The organism is Methanoregula boonei 6A8, from assembly GCF_000017625.1.
Lineage (GTDB): Archaea > Halobacteriota > Methanomicrobia > Methanomicrobiales > Methanospirillaceae > Methanoregula > Methanoregula boonei.
In genome coordinates this window covers 1831752-1853941 of record NC_009712.1, presented here as the reverse complement: position 1 = coordinate 1853941, position 22190 = coordinate 1831752, and the positions used below count along the sequence as shown (strand labels likewise).

The window sequence follows — 22190 nt, the reverse complement described above, 5'->3', positions numbered from 1 at the left end:
TGACACCGGACAGCTATGATCCGGATCAACGGCCGGAATAGATTTTCTGGCCAGACGTCTAAAAAAAGCAGTCCTGCTGGTATTTCATAGAGTGATTTATGGGTTTATTAATGAAATTCCATCGGCGCTGCGTGAACTGTCCGCAGTCTCCGGGATTGCAAAATGTCCTTCAGTAAACTCGCCGGGATGGGAAATACCAAAGTTAGTGTCGTCCTCCAGTATTCATAAGAAGGGGTGCAGTTCAGGATACTTCTCGATCCGCATAAATTGTAGATACTTTTTGCGGGTGATCTTCGGGCACTGAAAATATTATATCATTCGAATCACGTATTTCCTGAACGGCAAATCTCATTTTTTGGGATAAAAATATTAAAATCTTTGTTGAAATCTCAACTCTCATGCGTTTTATCCAATTCTTTGTCGGACTTCCCATTTTTCCTGAAGAACCACCGCGAAGCAAAGGCGATATGAATCGTTGCGATCAGGCCAACGATATAAATTACCAGGCCCCGTGCGAAGTGGTCGACGAGGGCTATGGACATACCGAGAGCACTGGGGACGGAGAAGAGCATCAGGACGCCGGTTATCGATGCTTCCTGGACACCAAGACCTGCGGGGGTGAGGGGGAGTGCTTGGACGATGAACGCCACAACTCCGGCGGTAGCGGCGTAAACAAAGGAGAGGTTGTAGCCGACGCTCCGTGCTGCAAAGAAGATGCTGGAGACTTCGAGGAGCCAGACCGGGATGGAAAGGATGAAACAGAGCACCATGGCTTCGGGGTTCGTTGCGATCTCATCAAGTCCTTTCTTGAGCAGGACGAGGGACTGGCGGATAGAGGGAATGCGACGTTCGAAGAGCCGGATGATTGTCTCCTCATATTTGTAGATCATCAGCAGGACCAGAACCATGGCAGCAATAATCACAAAGGATCCGGCCTCGATGTAGACAAAGGAGGCCTTGTAAACGAACATCGAGGCAACGCCCAGGAAGAGCGCGAGGGTAATCATATCGAGGATCCGTTCGATTACGATTGTTGAGAGGGTCATACCGAACGGGGCGTCAGAGGTTGTCTTGAGGGCTGCGGCCCGGGCAATATCTCCCAGGCGGGCCGGCAGGATATAGTTCAGGAACCAGCTAAACATAAGGCATTTGAACAGGATGTCCCGGGGATAGACATAGCCGGCGCTCCGTAACAGAACACTCCACCGCCAGGTCCGGACCACAAAGGAGAAAAGAATCGCAATGCAGCTGGCGGCGATCCAGGGCCAGGACACTGTTGCCAGGATTGAGAAGATCGTGGAAAATCCGGTCAGGGTAAAGAGGAACGCAAGGATAAGGAGACCAAAGACCAGTGCGAGGATAATTCCCAGCCAGGAACCTTTCACAAAATACCGGAAGAGGTCTTTGAGAGCCACGAGGTTCCCGTGGATGAACAGATTCAGGAACCGTTTGCCATAGACCGAGCCGTTCCGGGACAGCTTCAGCTTTGCCTCGCCAGCAGTCCGGTCCGTCCACTGGACCGGGACCTCGGAACTCCGGAATCCCAGGATATGTGCCTTGATCGGGATTTCGACCGTGAGATCGAACCCAATGGATTCCAAGGTATCTGTCCCAATCTCATCGATAACTTCTCTACGGTACGCTTTGAATGCGTTGGTCACATCTCGGAAGGGTATCCCGAACGCCAGCCGGACCAGGTTATTGAAGGCACGGTTGGCGATCATCTTTGCTTTAGGGTATCCGTTGAGCGCTCCTCCCTCCACGAAACGGGAACCGTAAGCTACATCGTATCCTTCGTCAATTCGTTCCACGAGCCGGGGAATGTCGTGAGGATTATCCGAGAGATCGCCCATAAACGGGATGAGAATATCCCCACGGGCTTCTTTCATGCCGGCTTTAATGGCATTGCCAAACCCGGGCGAGGTGGTCCGGTGGACCGGCCGGACATGCGGGTCGTTCTGCGCAAGGGTATCGATCAATCTCCCGGTGGAATCGGTGCTGTTGTCATCTACCACAACGATCTCATAGTCCCTGATGATGGGGACACTTTGCAGGACCGGCGTCAATGCAGCGATCACGGAAGTAATGTTCCCCTCTTCGTTTCGGGCAGGGACGATACATGAAACAAAATAGGTATTCCCGCTTGTCACGTCAAAAAGCCCCTATAAAATATTGGAGAGTAATGCCCTGCTGGAATCAATCCACCGCGTAATATCCGTGACGGTATCCTTAACCGATCGTTGTGGTTTCCAGCCAAAGGTGCGGGAGACTCGGGAATTATCGGTAACATACCAGATGAGGTCGTTTGGCCGGGTCTCCGGAACAGAACGTACAGGAATTGTTTCTCCGGTAACTTCCCGGCATATCGCGGTCATCTCCTGGAGCGAGATGCTGTTGTTCAGTCCGCCGCCAGCGTTGAATATCTCCCCGGAAAATTCATCAAGACGTTTCATCTGCGCAAGGACCAGATCACAGAGATCATCGATATGCAGCACATCCCGGACCTGTTTTCCTGTACCGTAGTACCCGATATAGGCTAGATCTTTTCTGAACCGGTGACATGCCGCCCAGAGCATCACCACACCCTGATCGACTTTGCCCATCTGCCACGGCCCGGCGATAAGCCCGCACCGGTTGATGATTGCATGGATACCATATGATGCGCAGTACTCCTGGATGAGATACTCAGAGCATAACTTGGTCGCCCCATAGATCGACCGGGGGCCGGCGAGGGGGAACTCTTCGGCAATCCCCCGAGAGCTCACCCCGGGAATTCCCGTGGTATCTCCCAGCGAGAACCGGGTGGCCTCCTCGCGGAACGGAAGAGCATTGATCGGTCGGATGGGATACACCCGGCTCGTGGAGAGAAAGAGGATGGCCGCATGGTTTTTCCTGACTGCTTCAAGGCAGTTAATCGTGCCCAGCAGGTTCGTGTTCATGACATACGATGGTGACGATCCGACCCCCGCAAGAACCGAAGGTTCAGCTGAGCATTCGATCATCAGGTCAAAAGGAGGAAGCGCCTCGAAATCTTCCTCATTCCGGACATCCCCATGGGTAAATTGGATCCCGGCCACTTTCAACCGGGTAAGATTCAGTTCGGAACCTCTTCGTTTCAGGTTATCAAAACAGATAACCGTGGTGGCAGGCAGGCGGTTTTTCAGGAAAATCGCAAGATTTGACCCGACAAACCCGGCACCCCCGGTTATCAGCACTCTCATGTACGGAGCTCCCGGAAATAATGCGGCTCTTTAAGATCGAGATCCAGATGGAATATATCGATCCAGTTGTGGAGGAGTTCATTAAAGATATAGTCCAGATCTTTCTTTGGGCCTTTCCAGTCCGGGTAATCATTCTTGAATCTGGACATGTTGCTGATCCACCAGAGATGATCGCTTTCCCGTTCGGGTGCTTCTTCGAAATTGGCCTTTAACCCTGTTTTTGCCTCGATGGCCGCAATGGTCTCGTAGATTGAGACTGAATTGGCCCGCATGCCGCCGAGGTTGTACGGTTTCCCGAATTTCCCCGTTTGGGACGGTACAGGTTTGGTTATCCACCTGTACAGAACATCCGCCACATCGCTGGAATGGATGTTGTCCCGGACCCGGTATCCCCCGCCATACACAAACAATTTGTTCTGCTGCAGGATCTGTTTGGTGAAAAATCCCAGGAACCCGTGCATCTCAACTGCTTTCTGGTGCGACCCGATCAGGCACCCGCCCCGGAATGTTGCCGTGGTCATGCCATAATTGATCGCATATTCCTGACAGTACATATCGGCCGCAGCTTTCGATACCCCAAACGGTGTATGGCCGCACCCGTCTATTGGCAGGTACTCGTCAAAGGATTCCAGTGCGGTGTTCTCATACCGTTTATAGACCCCGTTTTCAATGGTGGTATAATTGTAATAATTGGGATAGTCCCCGTATACTTTATTTGAGGACATATACGCAAACGGAATATCCGGATTATATTTCCTCGTTAGTTCAAGAAGGTTGAGAGTCCCAAACGCATTGATCTGGAAATCCTCCATTGGGATCTCCAGGGATCGTGGATGCGACGGCTGCGCTGCAAGGTGCACTATCGCATCCGCATCCTTGATCAGCGGTGTAACAACCTCGTTGTTCCGGATATCTGATTCGATATTGGTGAAATTCCTCTCTTTTTTCAGAGGATCGAGATTGCTGTGCGTGTCGGCCTCTTTGCCAAATAATTTCTCCCGCGTGAAATTATCCACGCCGGTTACATGCCAGCCTTCGTGCAGAAATTTTTCCACACATGCGCTGCCGATTAACCCGCTCGATCCGGTTATTATGACGTTTTTCATCGATCGCTCACTTCTGAAACGGCAATAATATTCTTGGATTTATAGCATAATAATCGTCATGAATACAATAAAAGTGTATAGTTTTCGGGAACAGAGTTGTTCTCAACGATGGTGTCCGGGGCTTTATCCAGGCAGTCAATTATGTGGTTTTATCCATTCAATCATCCGCCCCAGCCCTTTTTCCAGCGGCACCTTCGGCTGCCAATCGAGGATCTTCTTTGCCTTTGTCACATCCGGCCTTCTCCGAAGCGGGTCATCCTCCGGGAGCGGATGGAATGTCAGGGCCGATTTCGACCCGGTAAGGGCGATGACCTTTCGTGCCAGTTCAAGAACCGTGATCTCATTCACATTCCCGATATTGATTACCTGTCCCTCCGCATCATCCAGTGCCGCCAGCCGGAGAAGCCCTTCAATCTGGTCTGTCACATAAGTAAAACTCCGGGTCTGGGATCCATCGCCAAATACCGTGATGGGTTTACCGGTCAGGGCCTGGTCGATGAACCGGGGAATAACCCTGCCGTAGATACCGTCCATCCGTATGCGGGGGCCGTAGGTGTTGAAGATCCGGGCGATGCGGGTGTTGAGCCGGTGCTCCCGGCGGTAGGCGATCACGTAGGCTTCACCACAGCGTTTTGCCTCGTCATAGCACCCGCGTAACCCGACCGGGTTTACATTCCCGTGGTAAGTTTCTGGTGTAGGGACGATATCCGGGTTCCCGTACACCTCGCTTGTGGAGGTAAAGACAAATCGTGCGTTGTGCTTTTTTGCGATCTCAAGCGCAATCATCACGCCCTGCGTGTTTGCCCTTAAGATCTCAATGGGGTAACGCTCGAACTCGAACGGGGAAGCCCGGCTGGCCATGTGGAAAACATAATCTACAGGTGTCTCAACGGGAAGCGACCGGGAAATATCGTGCTCGATAAACCGGAACCGTTCGTTTGCCATAAGGGCATGAATGTTTTCTTTTCGGCCGCTTGCAAAGTTGTCAACACAGGTAACTGATGCCCCAGAATCTATCAGGAATTCACACATCCACGAACCGAGAAAACCGGCACCCCCGGTCACCAGCACCCTCCGGTCTTCAAAGGAGAGCTCACCAAGGTTTTTACGTATCGTATCAAGTTCTTCGCGGGAATCAAACGTCATGAACCTTCACCTTTCAGGAGTTTTGACAAAAACGGACGAATCTCCCCGGCAAACTCCTCGCGTTCGAGCGTGAGCTCGATGCTGGATTTCATCCAGCCCAGTTTGTCTCCGATATCGTAACGGCGGCAGTTGGTGACAAGGCCTAAGGGCCTGTCCAGCCGGCGGAGTGCATCGGTAAGCTGGATCTCGCCGCCAACCCCGGGTGTTGCATCGGCAAGCAGGAAAAAGATCTCCGGGGTAAGGACATAGCGCCCGATCGCCCCAAGATTTGAGGGTGCATGCTCCGGGGCAGGTTTTTCCACAATATCATCTATCTCGTAGACGCCCTTTTCGATCTCCCTGCCGTCAATAATGCCGTAATCCTGTATCTTGTTCCCTGCTACGGGTTCAACTGCTATGATCGATCGCCGGTGGCGTTCGAATGCATCCATCATCTGGCGGGTACAGGGTTTTTCCTTTGCAGGAGAGATGCAGATGGTATCGCCCAGCAGTACGGCAAATGGTTCGTTATCGCAGTGTCGCCCGGCGAGGTTTACTGCATCCCCAAGCCCCTTTTGTTCCCGCTGACGGATGAAATGGAGATCCGGGAAATCCGCAAGGGCCTGTAAAGATTCCGTGAATGGATCTTTTTTACGATGGGAAAACTTTACCTCCAGCTCAAAACACCGGTCAAAGTGATCCTCAATGGCCCGTTTGTTCCTGCCCGTTATGATCAGGATATCGTCAATCCCGGACTGGATCGCCTCTTCTACTACGTATTGGATCACCGGCTTGTCGACAACCGGTAGCATCTCTTTAGGTTGGGCTTTTGTTATTGGGAGAAATCTCGTGCCAAGGCCGGCTGCGGGAATCACCGCCTTGCGCACATGCTGGCCCCCCTTCATCCCATCCCTCCTCTCTGATTCGACGGTTTTGGTCTTACCAGCATATTCCCTCTCCGCCTTTCCATGTCAAAATCCGCCTGCCTTCAATGACGATCTTATGAGCCATCAGGCCAAACTCCTTGTCAATCTTCGAAAATTCCGGCCACTCGGTCATCACCAGGCATGCATCGGCACCGGTAAGAGCACCGGCTGCCGTAGAACAGTACTCGATTGCAGGAAAGATCTTCTGCATATTCGGGATCGCCAACGGATCATATGCGGTGACACAGGCGCCTTTTTCAACCAGTTCCTGAATCACCGGGATCGCCCGGGAATCACGGATATCATCGGTATTATCCTTGAACGCAAGGCCGAGGATTGCGATACGCTTGCCTTTAATGACACCTACCCTTTTTTCCACGATCGAGATCATCCGGTGTGGCTGGTGCTCGTTGACCGTAAGAACGGATTCCAGCAGAACCGGATCTTCACCGTTCTCTTTTGCAAGGGAGACCAGCGCAGAAACATCCTTGGGAAAACAGCTTCCCCCGAATCCTGCGCCTGCATTGAGAAAGAGCGGCCCAATACGGGCATCGAGACCCACCCCTTTCATCACTTCGTAGACGTCAATGCCCAGCACTTTGCAGAGGTTTCCGATCTCATTTGAAAATGAAATTTTTGTGGCAAGAAAGGAATTCGAGGCATACTTGATCATTTCCGCAGCGGTGAGTCCCGTATGTATAATCGGTGCCTGAATGTTTTGGTACACGTCTGCGACCCGGTTTCCGGCGCGTGGATCGCTGCATCCTATGACGATACGATCCGGGTGCAGGAAATCTTCCACGGCGCGTCCCTCACGGAGAAATTCAGGATTCATGGCAAAACCGATCTCATTTTCGGTTTTACCGGATGCCTGAATAACTGCGGGCCATACGATCTTTTCCGTAGTGCCCGGGGGAACCGTACTCTTGACGGTTATAACGCAATAAGACCGGTTATTCTTTAACACTTTCCCGATTGAGGTACTTGCGGATTCTATATACGAAAGATTTGCGCTGCCATCCGGTTTTGGCGGAGTTCCCACTGAAATAAAGACGATATCTGCAGATGCAACGGAGTCGTAATCTGTGCGGGCCCGGAGTCTTTTTCCGGCATTTTTTTTCAGCAGATCTCCAAGCCCGTTTTCAAAGATCGGCGGTTTCCCGTCATTTATTGCCCGGACTTTCTCCGGATCGATCTCGATAATTGTAACCTCGTGTCCAAGCTCTGCAAAGCATGTCCCGGTTACGAGACCAACATACCCTCCACCGACAATGGATATTTTCAGGGACATAGTTCCGTAATGAACTAATAGGTGGTTGAAACATATAATAAACTGGTTAAGTATTCAGCGAAACCTGTTATCGAGGATATCCGATGAATTTTGATAAATTTTTATTTCCTATCGAAAATAATCCCCTATTTTCCCGGGTTTACGGATATTTGGACTATATTGTGCTTATCTGCCTGAATATCCTCACCCATTACCTGTTCATCGGGTCTTTTAAATTTGTTTCAGATGACTGGGTTCAGGTGGTATATTCTGACTTCAATCAATATTCGTTTCTCCATCTCCTGTTTGAATCCCAACGACCCGGTCAATATATCCTCATAAAAATTGCTGTTGATGCGTTTGGTAGTGTTGCCCTCTGGTACCATGTCTTGAATTTTGTATTGTCGACAATTCTCCTTCTTGTAGTATATATAACAGCAAAATCGTTATTTAAACTTTTTTTCCAGAATCCGGCTCCTTGTGCGCTCCTTTTTGCCGCTTGTTTTTGCCTGCTGTTTAATAAAGATCAATTATACCCCTGGGCAGACCTGTTTTATGACAATATTGCGTATATCCTGTATTTTGGTTCATTTTATTGTTACATGCAGTCAAGAGAAAAACGATCGTATTTCTTTTTGGCATGGATTTTTTATGCCGGGGCAGTTTTTATTTACCAGATTGGGGCATTTCTGCCGATTGTTTATATCTTTTATGATATCTTGCAAAAGAGAACCTTTAAACAGGCAATATGGTTCGTTCTTCCTCCATTTGCGTATATGCTTATCCGTATCACCGATTGGTTCGGGTTCGGCTGGGTGTATATGAATTTTAATTATAATTATCTCTCAGCACATTTTCTGACCAATTTTATTACTAATCTTGTTCATGATGTCATTACCTCAATTGGTGTGACGGTTGTCAATGTAGTATACGGTGTATTGGGTTTAATGAATCTGACCGTTCCGGCCGTATGCCTGCTTATTGTCCTTGATGTGATTATTTCATGGCTCATCTGCCATTATATTGCAAATTTGCTGAAAAAAGATCCCGGGTATGTTTCCGCCGGCTATAAGGAACAAGTCACCAGATTCATTATTTTTTGTATTATCGGTGCATTTTTTTCCTACATATTAATCAGCGCGAATGGGTTTGTTGAATCCAGGTACCTGATATTTGTTGATTTTTTCCTTCTCTTGGCGTTTGTCCTTCTGCTGATCTCTCTGATACAGAAAAATATGGCCATTTTCGCTGTGATTTTTATGCTCTGTCTTTTAGTGAATCAGGGATTATATGTAAACTGGGTAATTTCCGGAAATATTCAGGATAGTGTAAATAAGGATCTTGCAGCCCACTCCGGGGAGATCATGGGAAAACCTTATTTTTATGTTAATGCATCTGATTTTTCCCGGGTCCGGCCTGATATCATTTTTACTGTTGGACCGGGGTTTTCGCTGCATCGCAACCAGTTCTCATATCAGATCTATGATCCTTACCTGAACAGCCAGGGCCTGTCCCAGTCCGCCCTGGTATTTATGCTCACTTATGGGGCACATATCAATCTGACATCAACCAAGTTGATCTACGGGACGACGGGGAACGTTTTTGTATCTTCGGAAAATGGGACACTTACCTGTCAGGACTCTAAAACAGGCATCTATTACACGGTTAACCCGTCCGATTATTATGAAGGAAATTCGTCAAATCTTCTTTCAGATTATACTGCGGAAACAGGATCAGACTGGTTACTTCGATAATGAAGGTGAGTAATCCAGACACTACCCAATACCTGCCGGCATTTAAAAAACGCGGAGGCATTAGTGGTGGCCGGGTAATCCGATCCAACCATTCGTCTTTATATAGATCATACGGAGTCGGGAGAGAGATTATCTCTTTATTAACGGTACTTTTCGTGTCACCTGCAATCTGACAATAAGTAACGCGAAAATGGAATTCCCGGTACCAACTCATAACCGTGACTCTCTCCCTCCCGGGAAGGGATTCAAAGAGGGGAGGGAAAGAGCGACACCCAAAAAACCCCGTAAAATGCCCGGATTGACAATCGGGCGATCCCGTTTTCCGGCTGGAGTGGAAATGGTGTCCACGCCCATGAAAAATCCTGTTTTATTCGGGTATTTTCGGAAAAGGAGGTTTTTTTGGGGCGTTCAAACCTGCAATACCGGGCCGTTTTTTCGCCCCTGTTTTTGGGGATGGTGTTTCGGTCATATATTTCTCCCGGGGCCGCCGGATGGCCGCTATTGCCGTTTTACGGAGAGGGGATATTTTTTTATCGTGTCCGTAATATAGATGGGGTTTTTGTGACCCCAAGACCCGGCTTGATACTTTGGGCAACAAAGTCCGGTATTTCCCCTTCTTAAAATGGGCTCAAACGTTTATTGGATAACTTCACGATTCAAAGAACCAGGAAGACACCACTAGGTGAATTTCTCTGCGATTTCGGGTTGTATTGATATATATTAGATCCCTGTTCCACCAATCATTATAATGCCCTGCGGGGAATAACCTAAGACGAGTCCAACTCCAAAATCTTACGATGGTGAGTATTCCATGGCAGATAAAAAAGCACTGATTACCGGGATTACCGGACAGGATGGATCCTACCTTGCGGATTTTTTGCTGGATCGCGGGTACGAGGTTCACGGCATCATACGGAGATCCTCCTCATTTAATCGCCAAAGACTCGAACATCTCTATATAGATCCACGGGAATCCGGGGCGAAACTTTTCCTACATTATGGGGATCTATCTGATGCTGAAGCCCTTTCTCATATTATATACAATATCCGGCCGGATGAAGTGTATAACCTGGGGGCCCAGAGCCATGTTCGGGTCAGCTTCGATATGCCTGAATATACAACAAACGTTACCGCCTTGGGAGTAACACGATTGTTGGAAATTGTACGGAGATCCAACCACAATGTCAGAATATATCAGGCCTCCTCCAGCGAAATGTTTGGTTCTGCTACCCCGCCCCAGGGAGAAGAGACTCCCTTTTGCCCGAGAAGCCCGTATGCCTGTTCAAAACTCTATGCCTACTGGATGGTGAAAAATTACCGCGAGGGATATAAGTTGTTTGCCTCCAACGGGATCCTGTTTAACCATGAATCCCCGCGGAGAGGGGAGACATTTGTTACCCGTAAAATCACTTACAGCATTGCTCGCCTGCTCACCAAAAAGGACCGACACCTGTATCTTGGCAATCTGGAATCGAAACGGGACTGGGGGTATGCACCAGAATATGTTGAGGCAATGTGGAAGATGCTCCAGCAGGAATCGGCAGATGATTTTGTTATCGGTACCGGGGAGTCCCATTCTGTCCAGGAGTTCCTCGACCAGGCATTTGCTTACGCGGATCTTGATGTTGGCGAGTATGTAAAGATTGATCCGTCATATTTCCGGCCAACAGAAGTTGAAGTTCTCATCGCGGATACGAAAAAGTCTGAGAAGAAACTTGGATGGAAACCTAAGATCAAATTCAATGAACTGGTTAAGATCATGATCGATGCAGATATGCGGGCTGCCGGACTTGAACCCCTTGGGGACGGCGATGAGATCCTGCAGAAAAAATTCCCTCATCGTTACTGGACTTCTGACTAATCCTGTTTCATCAATGGGATTCCCGGGGAGGATCCCAGAGGTAAAAAACTCCATTTTATCTTGCCGTGTGAAGACAATTTCACGGTACTATAAGTAATGCCACAACAAAAATCCTGATCAACTTTCATGACCGAGACCTCACCTGCCCCGGAAGTCACCCTGCCAACCCTTGTTATTCGCCCGCCCAGGAAATGGGTGCCGGTTGATCTCAAGGAACTCTGGGCCTACCGTGAATTGATCGCTGCGTTCACCATGCGCGATGTGAAGCTCCGGTACAAGCAAACCGGCCTCGGGATTGCTTGGGCAGTCCTGCAGCCGCTCCTGACAATGATTATTTTTACGGTCGTTTTCGGAGGCCTTGCACATCTCCCTTCAGATGGTGTGCCGTACCCGCTCTTTGTCCTGGCGGCGCTACTCCCATGGATGCTCTTTGCCGAAGGGTTGACACGATCCACAACGACAATGGTGACCAACTCCAGCATTATGACCAAAGTGTACTTTCCCCGCCTGATTATGCCCCTTTCGAGTATTCTCTCGCCTCTCGTTGACTTTGGCGTCTCATTTATCATCCTCATTGCAATGATGGTCTATTACGGATTTGTGCCAACTTTTAACATTGTATTCCTGCCGCTCTTTGTTCTGCTTGCTCTTGCAACCTCGCTTGGGGTCGGCCTCTGGTTATCGGCACTTAACGTCAGGTACCGTGATTTCCAGTACACTGTTCCCTTCCTTATCCAGATCTGGATGTTTGCTTCGCCCGTCGTGTACGCCTCAAGCCTTGTTCCTGAATCGCTGCGTGTCTGGTACGGTCTCAATCCGATGGCGGGGGTAATTGAAGGATTCCGCTGGGCATTGCTCGGTTCCGGGACACCCAGTGCGATGATACTTGTTTCAGTTGGGATGGTTATCCTGCTTCTTGTCTCCGGTATGTTTTATTTCCGGAGAATGGAGCAGTACTATGCGGACATTGTGTGATGTACACCGTGAGAATATATTGAATTCATATCTTTCAATGGGAATGTGTCTATCCGTTATCATAGAAAATTTTCAGACAATCTCCCCTACCGTTTGATTCAATTATTCCGGGTACAAATACTTTAACGATATCCTCCGTTATTCAGGAACCAATCCCCTATGTCCGATGATCGCATTGCCATCCGTATAAGTCACTTAAGCAAGCAGTATACTCTTGGCGGACCGCAGGAGCCTTACCATACGTTCCGCGATGCTATTATCAATTCCCTTAAGGTGCCACTGAAAGTGTTCAACAAGGCCCCTCCGGTCGAAGGGTTCTGGGCTTTGAAGGACGTCTCGTTTGATGTGGAACAGGGGGAGGTTGTCGGGATCATTGGCCGGAACGGTGCCGGGAAGAGCACTCTTTTAAAGATTCTTTCACGGATTACTTCGCCCACGGAAGGTACCGTTGAACTGCATGGGCGGGTAGGTTCGTTGTTGGAAGTAGGAACCGGGTTTCATCCGGAGCTGACCGGCCGTGAGAATATCTACCTGTCCGGTTCTATTCTCGGGATGAAACGAAAAGAGATTGATGCGAAACTTGATGAGATCGTAAAATTCTCGGAGATTGAAAAGTTCCTTGATACGCCGGTAAAAAGATATTCGAGCGGAATGTATGTCCGTCTAGCTTTTGCGGTGGCGGCGCATTTAGAACCGGAGATCCTGCTGGTTGATGAAGTTCTTGCGGTTGGGGATGCGGCATTCCAGAAAAAGTGCCTCGGGAAAATGAGCGATGTGGCAAAAGAAGGGAGGACTGTGCTGTTCGTCAGCCATCAGATGGGATCAATAGCACAGCTCTGTAAGACTGCGATCCTTCTTGAAAATGGTAAGATTTCTCAAAGGGGCCCTGTTTCCGAAGTTATTGCCGGTTACATGAATCAGTTGGGCCAAGGCTCCATGAATTTTGAAGCCCCCACTATGGGCGACAGGGATATCGCAATAATCCGTGCGGTGGTAATGGATGACGCTGGTAATCCAACAGCCACATTTACCCATATGCAATCGATTACTATTGCGATTACCTGCCGGATCAATAAATGGATTCGTGGCGCCGAGATAAGAATCGCTGTGCGGGATTCCCGCAGGAATGTTTTCACAACAGATACCGGGATTGTTGTGGACACTAATTGCATGCCGGAAATTATTGTTGCAAAAGCCGTCATCCCGGGAAATTTGCTGAGGCCGGAAACTTATTTTCTGACGCTGGCAATATTTATTCCTAATCAACTGGTAATCGATCGTATAGACGATGCAATCTCTATAACTGTTATTGACGGCGGATCCAAATACGCTGCAAGTGCGGGGCTAGATTATGGATGTGTGTTTGTAGATTGTTTCTGGACAATAGAACCGGCAATAAACAGATAAAGGGGAGAATTTATGGCTGAAACACTAGGATCACTTTGCGACAAACTAACCATCGTAAAACTGAAGCAGTTCCATTCGGAGGACTCATATCGCCTAAGCAGTCTCGCAACTCAGGAAAAGCAGCTCTGTGAAGAGATAGACTGGTTTATTCGTGATGCTGTAACCGGGGAGATCCCTTCGGAAAGGCTTGTTTTCTCTTCTAACAAAGTCTATAAAAAAGAAGGAAACGAGATCGCTGAAATATCTGGTTCAATCAGCGAGGTTTTTTCCGAACTTGCGAGAGTTAACTGTGAATTGTGGCATGAACAGGAAAAGGTCTATGATTTCGAAAAAGTGGCCCCTGATGAAAAAAATGTTGTTGTCAAACAACTTGCGATCCTCAATTTGCAGCGGAACCAGTGTATAGACAAGATTGATAAAAAATTCCAGCAAATAATAGAAGGCACTCATTAAAGCAGCGAAAATTTAGGGAAATATCAGTAGATGGGGATATATAATGTATTCTGAGATAAAGCAGTGTCGTATCTGCCATAATTCCACTCTTGTAACGGTACTATCTTTGGGTGAACAATCACTGACAGGTGTTTTTCCCGGGCATGCTTCTGATTTCGTCTCAAGTGGCCCGCTGGACCTTGTCTGGTGTTCTCATTGCGGATTGCTCCAGTTAAAACAATCCTACAATCTGGATGAAATGTATGGCGACAATTATGGATATCGTTCCGGGTTAAATATCTCTATGGTACGCCATCTCACGAATAAAATCAGAACACTGGAAAATTTAGTGAAATTATCCGAAAGCGATCTGGTTGTGGATATCGGAAGCAATGATGCCACTTCTTTAAAGGCGTACACTGTCAAGTGCAAAAAACTGGGAATTGATCCTACCGGGATTAAATTCAGAGAGTATTATACCGAAGATATTGATCTGATCCCTGATTTCTTTTCCTCGAAGGTTTTCACTCAAAAATACCCTGATAAAAAAGCAAAGATTGTAACTTCTATAGCCATGTTTTACGATCTCGAAGATCCGACGGCCTTTGTAAAAGATATCGAATCTGTTCTGGCGGATGATGGCATATGGCATTTTGAGCAGAGTTATATGCCTTCGATGCTCCGTTCGAATGCCTACGATACGGTCTGCCACGAACATATTGAGTTCTATTCGTTTAAAGTTGTAAAAAATCTCTTGGAATCCTGCGGACTTCGCATCATCGATGTCCAGATGAACGCGATTAACGGAGGAAGCTTCGCAGTAACTGCATGCAAGAAAAATGCGGCATTTCGATCCAATCAGCCCATTATCGATTGGGTTCTCCGGCAGGAAGAGGATCTTGGACTGGACACTCCGCGACCGTACCGGAATTTCGAAGAACGTGTTTATCGTCACCGGAAAAGTTTGCTTGAACTCATAGATGCCCTGACCAGAGATGGTAAAAAAATATTTGGCTACGGTGCATCAACAAAAGGAAATGTACTTCTCCAGTTCTGTGGGATTACCAGCAAACAGATCCCCTATATTGCTGATGTAAATCCGGACAAGTTCGGGTGCTTTACACCGGGAACGCATATCCCTATTCTTTCCGAGAAAGAAGCGCGAGCCATGAAACCGGATTATTTCCTTGTTCTGCCATGGCATTTCAAATATTCCATACTGGAACGTGAACATGAGTTTATTGAGAATGGCGGGAAATTTATTTTTCCCATGCCGGAAATTGAGATTGTGTAATAATTAAAGATAAATAATGATATTTAGGAAAGAAACTATGGATCTAAATAAAAATCCTATTCTCTTCGTAAATCACAGACCCCAAAAATGCGGTGTATACGAATTTGGTCTAGCCATTGGAAATACATTGACAAAATCGAGAAAATATAACTTTATTTATCGGGAGATTGATAATTGGCTTGAATTTAAGGAAATTTTTGATCAATTGAAACCTTCAATTGTTTTGTATAATTATTATCCCTCGACAATGGGGTGGATTAGTGAATGGAATGGAATGAGTATTAATTCCCATAAAGTGAATGCAATTCAAATAGGTATCATTCACGAGGTAACTCAGGAAATATCCGATAGAACGACTGATTTGTTGTTTGATTATTATATTGCTGCAGATCCGACTCTCTTATTAAAAAATCCGATCGTTTACAAAACCGGTCGACTTATTCCGCGTTTTGAAGGAAAATTGCAATCTAATAAAATAATAAATATTGGTAGTTTTGGATTTGCGACTCAAGGGAAGGGATTTATCAAAATTATTGAAAAGGTTCAGGAAGAATTTGATGAAGCAATGATAAATTTGAATATCTCATTTGCAAAATATGCCGATGAAAATGGTGATAATGCTAAAAAAATCGCAAAGGAAGCCCAAAAATTTGTTACAAAAAAGGGCATATTTTTGAATATATCGCATGAACATTTATCTACAGATGATTTATTGAAATTTCTCTCTAAAAATGATCTTAATATGTTTCTTTATGAATATCAAGAAAACCGTGGGATTTCGAGTGTCACAGATTGGGCGGTTTCGGTTAAAAAACCTCTTGTTATTACCAAAAGTAAAATGTTTAGACATCTCTTTGAATGTTATCCAAGTATATGCATCGAGGATAATTCCATAAAAACAATTTTAAAAAATGGGATAAAGCCAATAGAATGGTTATATGAAGAATGGAGTCCTGACAATTTACTTTGGGATTACGAAAGAATTGTGACCGATATCCTTAATAAAAGCAAAACTCGTCCAACCCCCTCTAGACTACAGAAAAAAATTATGTATGTCCTTAACAAGTTTCATTTAAAACGAATTCGCCCTCCACATTCAATCTCTCCATGGTTAAAGATTGATGATTCAAATTTATTTGATGGATTCGTTGACAAATCCTACATCCCCCTCAATGATAATGATCTTTCGTACAATATAATTTTAGATGACCCCCTACGAGAAAAATATAAGCGGACATTGGACTTTATTAAGGCTGTATCTCCTGACCTGTATGCCAAAAAAATTTTGAAGGCCAATATTCAACAGGGTTTTGTATTTGATACGGCATATCGTATCGCTTCCCAGAAAGATTCAATGAAAATTCTTGCGATAGGGGCATTTGAAGATACCGCTGCATTGGCCTTAAAAAAACTTGGTTTTTCTATAGAATTTATTGATCCTATTATCAATTACGATTTGGAGACATATATTACAAAACCTAGCGTTAAAAGCCAAAATTTTGATGTAATTATTTCTACATCCGTCATTGAACACGTTAAAGATGACGAACGGTTTATCAAGGATATTGCATATTTACTTAAAGTGGGGGGTTGGGGGATACTCACTTGTGATTTTAATAACTCTTATAAAATTGGCGATTCCCTTCCCAAAGTTGATTGTCGGCTGTATACCCAGAAAGATTTTCTTGAGCGACTTCTCCCTTCGATTCCCAATTGTAAATTGGTAGATACCCCTAATTGGATATATCAGAATCCGGATTTTATTTATGATAACTGCCATTACTCCTTCGCCTCATTAGTATTCAAAAAGGTGGAACCTTGAAAGCATTTATATTCGGCGCCAATGGTCAGGATGGGTTCTATTTGAACCAACTCTGCGTGAGAAAGAAAATACACGTCATTGGAGTATCAAGGTCACCCGGCAATTGGGTACAAGGTAACGTAAGTGATTTTAATTTTGTCGAAAATCTCATAAAAAAAGAACAGCCGGACTATATCTTTCATTTAGCTGCAAATTCCTCTACCCGGCACGATGCACTTTTCGAAAACCATGAAACTATTTCAACAGGTACCTTAAATATTCTGGAATCTGTCAGGCGCCACAGTCCGAAGAGCCGTGTTTTTCTTGCCGGCAGCGGTATACAGTTTAAAAATAATGGCTTGCCTGTAAAAGAAACAGATGAATTTGAAGCGACCAGTCCATACTCAATTGCCCGCATACAATCTGTATATGCTGCGCGATATTTCCGGAGGTTGGGGTTAAAAGTGTATGTGGGTTATTTATTCCACCATGAAAGCCCGCTTCGGAAGCCAACCCATGTAAGCCAGATGATTGCCATGGCGGTTAAACGGATTGTGCAAGGCAGCAGCGAGAAAATTACACTTGGTGATGTGTCGGTCAGAAAAGAATGGGCATTTGCGGGAGATATTGCGGAAGGAATGTTTACACTGATAAGTCAGGACAAAATATTTGAAGCATGTATCGGGACTGGAAAAGCGTATTCTATCCAGGATTGGCTGGAAATTTGTTTTAATACTATCAATAAAGATTGGGCGGAATATGTAGTTTTAAAGGAATCATTTTTACCAGAGTATAAAATCCTGGTTTCCGATCCATCGACTATTCATTCGTTAGGGTGGCTGCCCCGGACTTCTTTTGAGGATTTATGCACACTGATGCTGAAATGAAACAACAAATAAGGATATTATTAGTACATCTGGTATCAATGGGGGACTGTCTCTTTGTTACCGCATTAGCCCGACAGATAAAACAGGATTATCCTGGTTGCCATCTGACATGGGCTATCAGCGATCGTTGCTCACCGGTTATCCTGCATAATCCGTACATCGATGAAATCTGGGAAATTTTTTCTGAAAAGATGAGAGATAATTTTGGATTTGTATGGGAGCAAACCAAAAAGGAGGCCCTGGCAAGAAAAGAAAAAGGCTTATATGATATTATATTTTTTACCCAAATAATCCCGGATAATTTATCCAATTATGATGGAACTATCCGCTCATCCACATTCCGTAACTATCCAAATCCAATAACTGTCCCGGTATCCCCTATAATATGTCTGACCGAAAAAGAGATTGAAAACGTTAGAATTTTCGCGATGCGATATAATCTGCAGGAATTTGACAAGGTGATCCTCTTTGAGTGCTCCCCCCAAAGTAAACAATCGCCGGTTAATGTGAATTTTGCCCTGGAATTATCCAGAAAAATTGTGGATGGATTTGAAGATTGTGTAATTTTGCTGACGAGTAATCAAAAAATAAATACCGGTCATAATCGAATTATTGATGCTTCTGAAATAACTTTTAGAGAAAATGCAGAATTATCGAAATATTGCAATTTATTAATCGGTTGTTCAAGTGGCATAACCTGGTTATTAACTTCAGAATGGGCAAAAAAAATACCCACAATACAAATTTTGAACACCAGATCTCTGGGTTTTTCATTTGCATCGGTAAGTTATGATTTGAGTTACTGGGGGCAATCAACCGAACATATAATTGAAATCACTAAATCCGAAGATCAGTACATTTTTAACTGCATTAAAATGACCTTGGAATGTGGGGTGGAAAACGCCCGAAATAAGTATAATCAAGTATTAAAACCAGATATTTTATCTCTCGATGAAATAATAAAATCCCTCCCCTATGAAGAAAAATTTAAAAACATTATTAAAATATTACGTAATTTCTATAATCGAAATAAAGATCCGTTAATGATACTTATAATCCCGTATGTGACTGCTAAAGTTTTTATCGGCTATTTATTGAACATTATTAAGAAATTATGATTATTTAACGGTGGGCCCTCATTTTCGTCAAAATAACAACAATATACAATTTGTTTCCGTAGGGTTCATTTATCCGAGGGAAACCCCCCCGATTTACTAAAAGATCAAGGATGCAGAGATTCTTACCTTTATTATGTGCCATAAATGGCGGGAGACGCAGAGGTCGTGTTCTCTTTCCTTATCAGAAATTAAAACCTAAACAATTTTCGTGAATCTATTAGGTAGTATAACGAATTGCTGTAAAAAGTGAAGATGCCCTGTATCCAACATCATATTGCAACAAGGAGAATCAGAGGCAATGAATCTAAATAACATCGTACTGAATTACCTTACCGATAACGAGTAGGGAATGCAACAGCTCATCACATGGTTCCTGAACGATGTGATGAACGAGGTAGTGGCACAACCAGCGGAGTACCGAAACACGCGAGATCGAGTTCGAGAAGATCTCAAAGGAATGGGTTACCGATCCAGGTCCCTCAAAGAATGCCTGAGTTATTCCGGGAGATTGCCAGAATACTCAGACCCACTCAATTCCCATGTTCTTACTCGTACTTCTGATACGATTCACCGGTTCCCCCAAGGGGTGACGAATTGCCCGGCATTTCCCCCTGAGTTCTTGAAAAAGATCCGAACTACAAATATCCTGGAACGTGTTAACAAAGAACTTAATCGATGGAGCAAAAAGATCGGGGCCTTCCCAAATAACGCTTCGTTGTTAAGACTTGCCGTTCAATCCTTATCGATATTAACGAGGAGTGGATCACGGGTAACCGGTATTTATCTGTCTAAAGTGAAATGATCTTTTGGGATACTGGAGGTGCTGATATTACATCTTTATAGTGACACTGCTCTATTGGATATCTGGAAATAATATCTTGGAAAGAAGAAATAATCATTTTCTACAGCGGAAAATTTTCCTGCGTTACAATGCTCCGTTTTTCCTCCCGTAATTTCCTCCAATATTTTTAATGCCCCGCAAATTAACCACTATTCATTCACCATGATAAAGAACGAAGGGAAATCAGGCCATTTCAAACTTTACCTCACGCTGGCTATTCGGTTCAGGGAGATTTGGGCTCACAAATGGTTTCAGGAGGATGGGCTGCCTCTCGACAATATCTCATTTGAAATCCGCAATGGTGAGATGCCCGCGAGACCGTGTGGGGCGGAATGCTGATGGAATCCCCACGCGTTTGCATTATCCTCCTGAATTGGAATGGCTGGCAGGATACGCTTGCGTGTATCAGTTCTCTACGCCGGATCACCTATCCCAACTATCGCATCATTCTTATCGATAATGGCTCCAACGATAACTCCTGTGACGTCTTTGCCTCGCATCTCGATGCCGGCATTTGTTTTATCCCCCTCAAAGAGAATCTCGGGTTTGCGAAGGGATGCAATTTTGGCATGAAATACGCCTTGGAGAACATGAATCCCGATTATATCCTGCTGCTGAACAATGACACGGTTGTCGAACCGGATTTCTTAAGCAAGGTTGTTCAGGAAGCCGAGGCATCCGGTGCCGGGATGGCTCAGCCATTGCTGTTGAGAATGGCAGATCACAATATAATCGATGTCAGCGGCCACAAACTCTACTGGGGACTCATGTTCGCCCGAGGTGCAGGGGAACCAAACAAAGGGCAGTACAAAGACAGCTCGGGGCTCATGGGAGTATCCGGTGCGTGTGCACTGTATAAAACTGAAATGATCCGACAGATCGGAATATTGGATGAATCCTATTCCCATGGTTCCGAGGACACCGAGTATGGGTGGCGCGCAACGAAAGCCGGGTGGAAAACTGCATTTATTCCATCAGCAATTGTCTACCATAGAGGTCAGGTATCAGGAAAAAAAATGCTGAAAATTAATCCCCAATTGATTAATGCCATATACAAAGATTCTGCCAGACCCTGCAAGACTCACGGAACTAGACTCCAGAAAATACAGTTTGTTTTTTTAATGCTGTACCAGGGAACCAGAAGCGTAATCGGGAAGTACCTGGGGCGGCATGAATTTGGATGCGGACCCCATATTATTGCGATCAGAGAAATGATTTTCGGTTGAAGTCCCATATCATTAAAAATTTCTAAAGTCCATTGGATAATGGAACACTCATGAAAGGCATAATACTCGCTGGTGGATTTGGCACCCGTCTCTATCCGATCACAAAAGCCGTGTCAAAACACCTTCTGCCGGTGTACGATAAACCCATGATTTATTATCCCCTGTCAATCCTTATGCTTGCGGGGATCCGGGATATCCTTATTATTTCCACTGAGCGGGACATCCCCTTGTATAAGGATCTTCTCGGGAGTGGAAAACAACTTGGCCTGTCTTTCTCGTATGCAGTACAGGAAAAACCTGGGGGGCTCGCCGAGGCATTTATTGTCGGTGAAAACTTTATCGGGAAGGATCAGGTTGCGCTGATTCTTGGGGACAATATCTTTTACGGGCAGCACTTTTCAGAGTTACTCCGGAATGCACGGAAAATCCACGACGGGGCCGTGATATTTGGCTACTATGTCCGGGATCCCCGGGCATATGGCGTTGTGGAGTTTGACAAAGACGGCAACGTGATCTCAATCGAGGAAAAACCGTCCAGCCCTAAGTCAAATTATGCTGTCCCCGGCCTGTACTTCTTTGACAATAATGTCATCCGGATCGCAAAAACCTTAAAACCCTCCGGAAGAGGCGAGCTTGAAATTACCGATGTAAACCGGGAATACCTGCGTATGGGTAAATTAAAAGTTCAGGTTTTTGGACGCGGTATGGCCTGGATGGATGCAGGAACCCACGAATCTCTCCTTGAATCGGCGAATTTTATTGAGACCATTCAGAAGAGACAGGGAATGTATGTTGCCTGTCTCGAAGAGATTGCCTATCGTCTTGGATATATAAACCGTGAGCAAATCAGGGATTTGGCAAAGTCGCTTGGCAACACGGATTATGGCCGTTACCTGGTATTAGTTGCCGATGATTTCGTACAGGAACCCATCCCGGAGAGATAACC

General features: G+C 45.7%; 17 protein-coding genes and 1 pseudogene. 12 read left to right on the top strand and 6 right to left on the bottom strand.

Annotation, left to right across the window (positions count from 1 at the left end):
- Nucleotides 1-389: 389 nt before the first annotated feature.
- From MBOO_RS09200 to MBOO_RS09175, 6 genes are all read right to left on the bottom strand, one after another.
- A complete protein-coding gene (locus MBOO_RS09200) occupies nt 390-2150 on the bottom strand; it encodes a flippase-like domain-containing protein (RefSeq protein WP_012107333.1) in 1761 nt (586 codons plus the stop codon).
- Between the two features lie 12 nt (nt 2151-2162).
- Entirely contained in the window at nt 2163-3221 is a 1059-nt protein-coding gene (locus MBOO_RS09195) for an NAD-dependent epimerase/dehydratase family protein (protein ID WP_012107332.1), read from the bottom strand.
- Complete coding sequence (locus tag MBOO_RS09190; protein WP_012107331.1) at nt 3218-4327, bottom strand: NAD-dependent epimerase/dehydratase family protein; 1110 nt, start codon at nt 4325-4327, stop codon at nt 3218-3220. The genes MBOO_RS09195 and MBOO_RS09190 overlap by 4 nt, the downstream gene beginning before the upstream one ends.
- Before the next feature lie 135 nt (nt 4328-4462).
- Nucleotides 4463-5473 carry a UDP-glucuronic acid decarboxylase family protein gene (locus tag MBOO_RS09185; protein ID WP_012107330.1) on the bottom strand — a complete coding sequence of 337 codons (1011 nt, stop codon included), beginning with the start codon at nt 5471-5473 and terminating at the stop codon, nt 4463-4465.
- Nucleotides 5470-6357 (bottom strand): UTP--glucose-1-phosphate uridylyltransferase GalU, encoded by an 888-nt coding sequence (galU, locus tag MBOO_RS09180; RefSeq protein ID WP_012107329.1) that lies wholly within the window; start codon nt 6355-6357, stop codon nt 5470-5472. Before galU ends, MBOO_RS09185 begins: the two co-directional genes overlap by 4 nt.
- Nucleotides 6358-6391: 34 nt before the next feature.
- Nucleotides 6392-7669 carry a UDP-glucose dehydrogenase family protein gene (locus tag MBOO_RS09175; RefSeq protein WP_012107328.1) on the bottom strand — a complete coding sequence of 426 codons (1278 nt, stop codon included), beginning with the start codon at nt 7667-7669 and terminating at the stop codon, nt 6392-6394.
- A 149-nt stretch (nt 7670-7818) separates the two neighbouring features.
- Between MBOO_RS09175 and MBOO_RS09170 the strand changes: the two genes are divergently transcribed.
- From MBOO_RS09170 to rfbA, 12 genes and pseudogenes are all read left to right on the top strand, one after another.
- Nucleotides 7819-9402: a hypothetical protein gene (locus tag MBOO_RS09170; RefSeq protein ID WP_198324429.1), complete on the top strand. Its 1584-nt coding sequence runs from the start codon at nt 7819-7821 to the stop codon at nt 9400-9402.
- An 811-nt stretch (nt 9403-10213) separates the two neighbouring features.
- A complete protein-coding gene (gmd, locus tag MBOO_RS09165; RefSeq protein ID WP_012107326.1) occupies nt 10214-11263 on the top strand; it encodes a GDP-mannose 4,6-dehydratase in 1050 nt (349 codons plus the stop codon).
- Nucleotides 11264-11389: 126 nt separating this feature from the next.
- A complete protein-coding gene (locus MBOO_RS09160) occupies nt 11390-12238 on the top strand; it encodes an ABC transporter permease (RefSeq protein WP_012107325.1) in 849 nt (282 codons plus the stop codon).
- A 159-nt stretch (nt 12239-12397) separates the two neighbouring features.
- Nucleotides 12398-13645 (top strand): ABC transporter ATP-binding protein, encoded by a 1248-nt coding sequence (locus MBOO_RS09155; protein ID WP_012107324.1) that lies wholly within the window; start codon nt 12398-12400, stop codon nt 13643-13645.
- A 12-nt stretch (nt 13646-13657) separates the two neighbouring features.
- Nucleotides 13658-14098 carry a hypothetical protein gene (locus MBOO_RS09150; RefSeq protein WP_012107323.1) on the top strand — a complete coding sequence of 147 codons (441 nt, stop codon included), beginning with the start codon at nt 13658-13660 and terminating at the stop codon, nt 14096-14098.
- 43 nt (nt 14099-14141) lie between these two features.
- Nucleotides 14142-15371, top strand: coding sequence for a class I SAM-dependent methyltransferase (locus MBOO_RS09145; protein ID WP_012107322.1), 1230 nt, complete (start codon nt 14142-14144; stop codon nt 15369-15371).
- A 37-nt stretch (nt 15372-15408) separates the two neighbouring features.
- Nucleotides 15409-17193, top strand: coding sequence for a methyltransferase domain-containing protein (locus MBOO_RS09140; RefSeq protein WP_157677653.1), 1785 nt, complete (start codon nt 15409-15411; stop codon nt 17191-17193).
- Complete coding sequence (locus MBOO_RS09135) at nt 17190-18059, top strand: GDP-mannose 4,6-dehydratase (protein WP_012107320.1); 870 nt, start codon at nt 17190-17192, stop codon at nt 18057-18059. The genes MBOO_RS09140 and MBOO_RS09135 overlap by 4 nt, the downstream gene beginning before the upstream one ends.
- Nucleotides 18038-19177: a glycosyltransferase family protein gene (locus MBOO_RS09130; RefSeq protein ID WP_012107319.1), complete on the top strand. Its 1140-nt coding sequence runs from the start codon at nt 18038-18040 to the stop codon at nt 19175-19177. Before MBOO_RS09135 ends, MBOO_RS09130 begins: the two co-directional genes overlap by 22 nt.
- 349 nt (nt 19178-19526) lie before the next feature.
- Nucleotides 19527-19969: pseudogene (locus MBOO_RS14085) on the top strand (transposase).
- Between the two features lie 381 nt (nt 19970-20350).
- Nucleotides 20351-21244 (top strand): glycosyltransferase family 2 protein, encoded by an 894-nt coding sequence (locus MBOO_RS09125; RefSeq protein ID WP_012107318.1) that lies wholly within the window; start codon nt 20351-20353, stop codon nt 21242-21244.
- A 50-nt stretch (nt 21245-21294) separates the two neighbouring features.
- Entirely contained in the window at nt 21295-22188 is an 894-nt protein-coding gene (rfbA, locus tag MBOO_RS09120) for a glucose-1-phosphate thymidylyltransferase RfbA (protein ID WP_012107317.1), read from the top strand.
- Nucleotides 22189-22190: the final 2 nt, after the last annotated feature.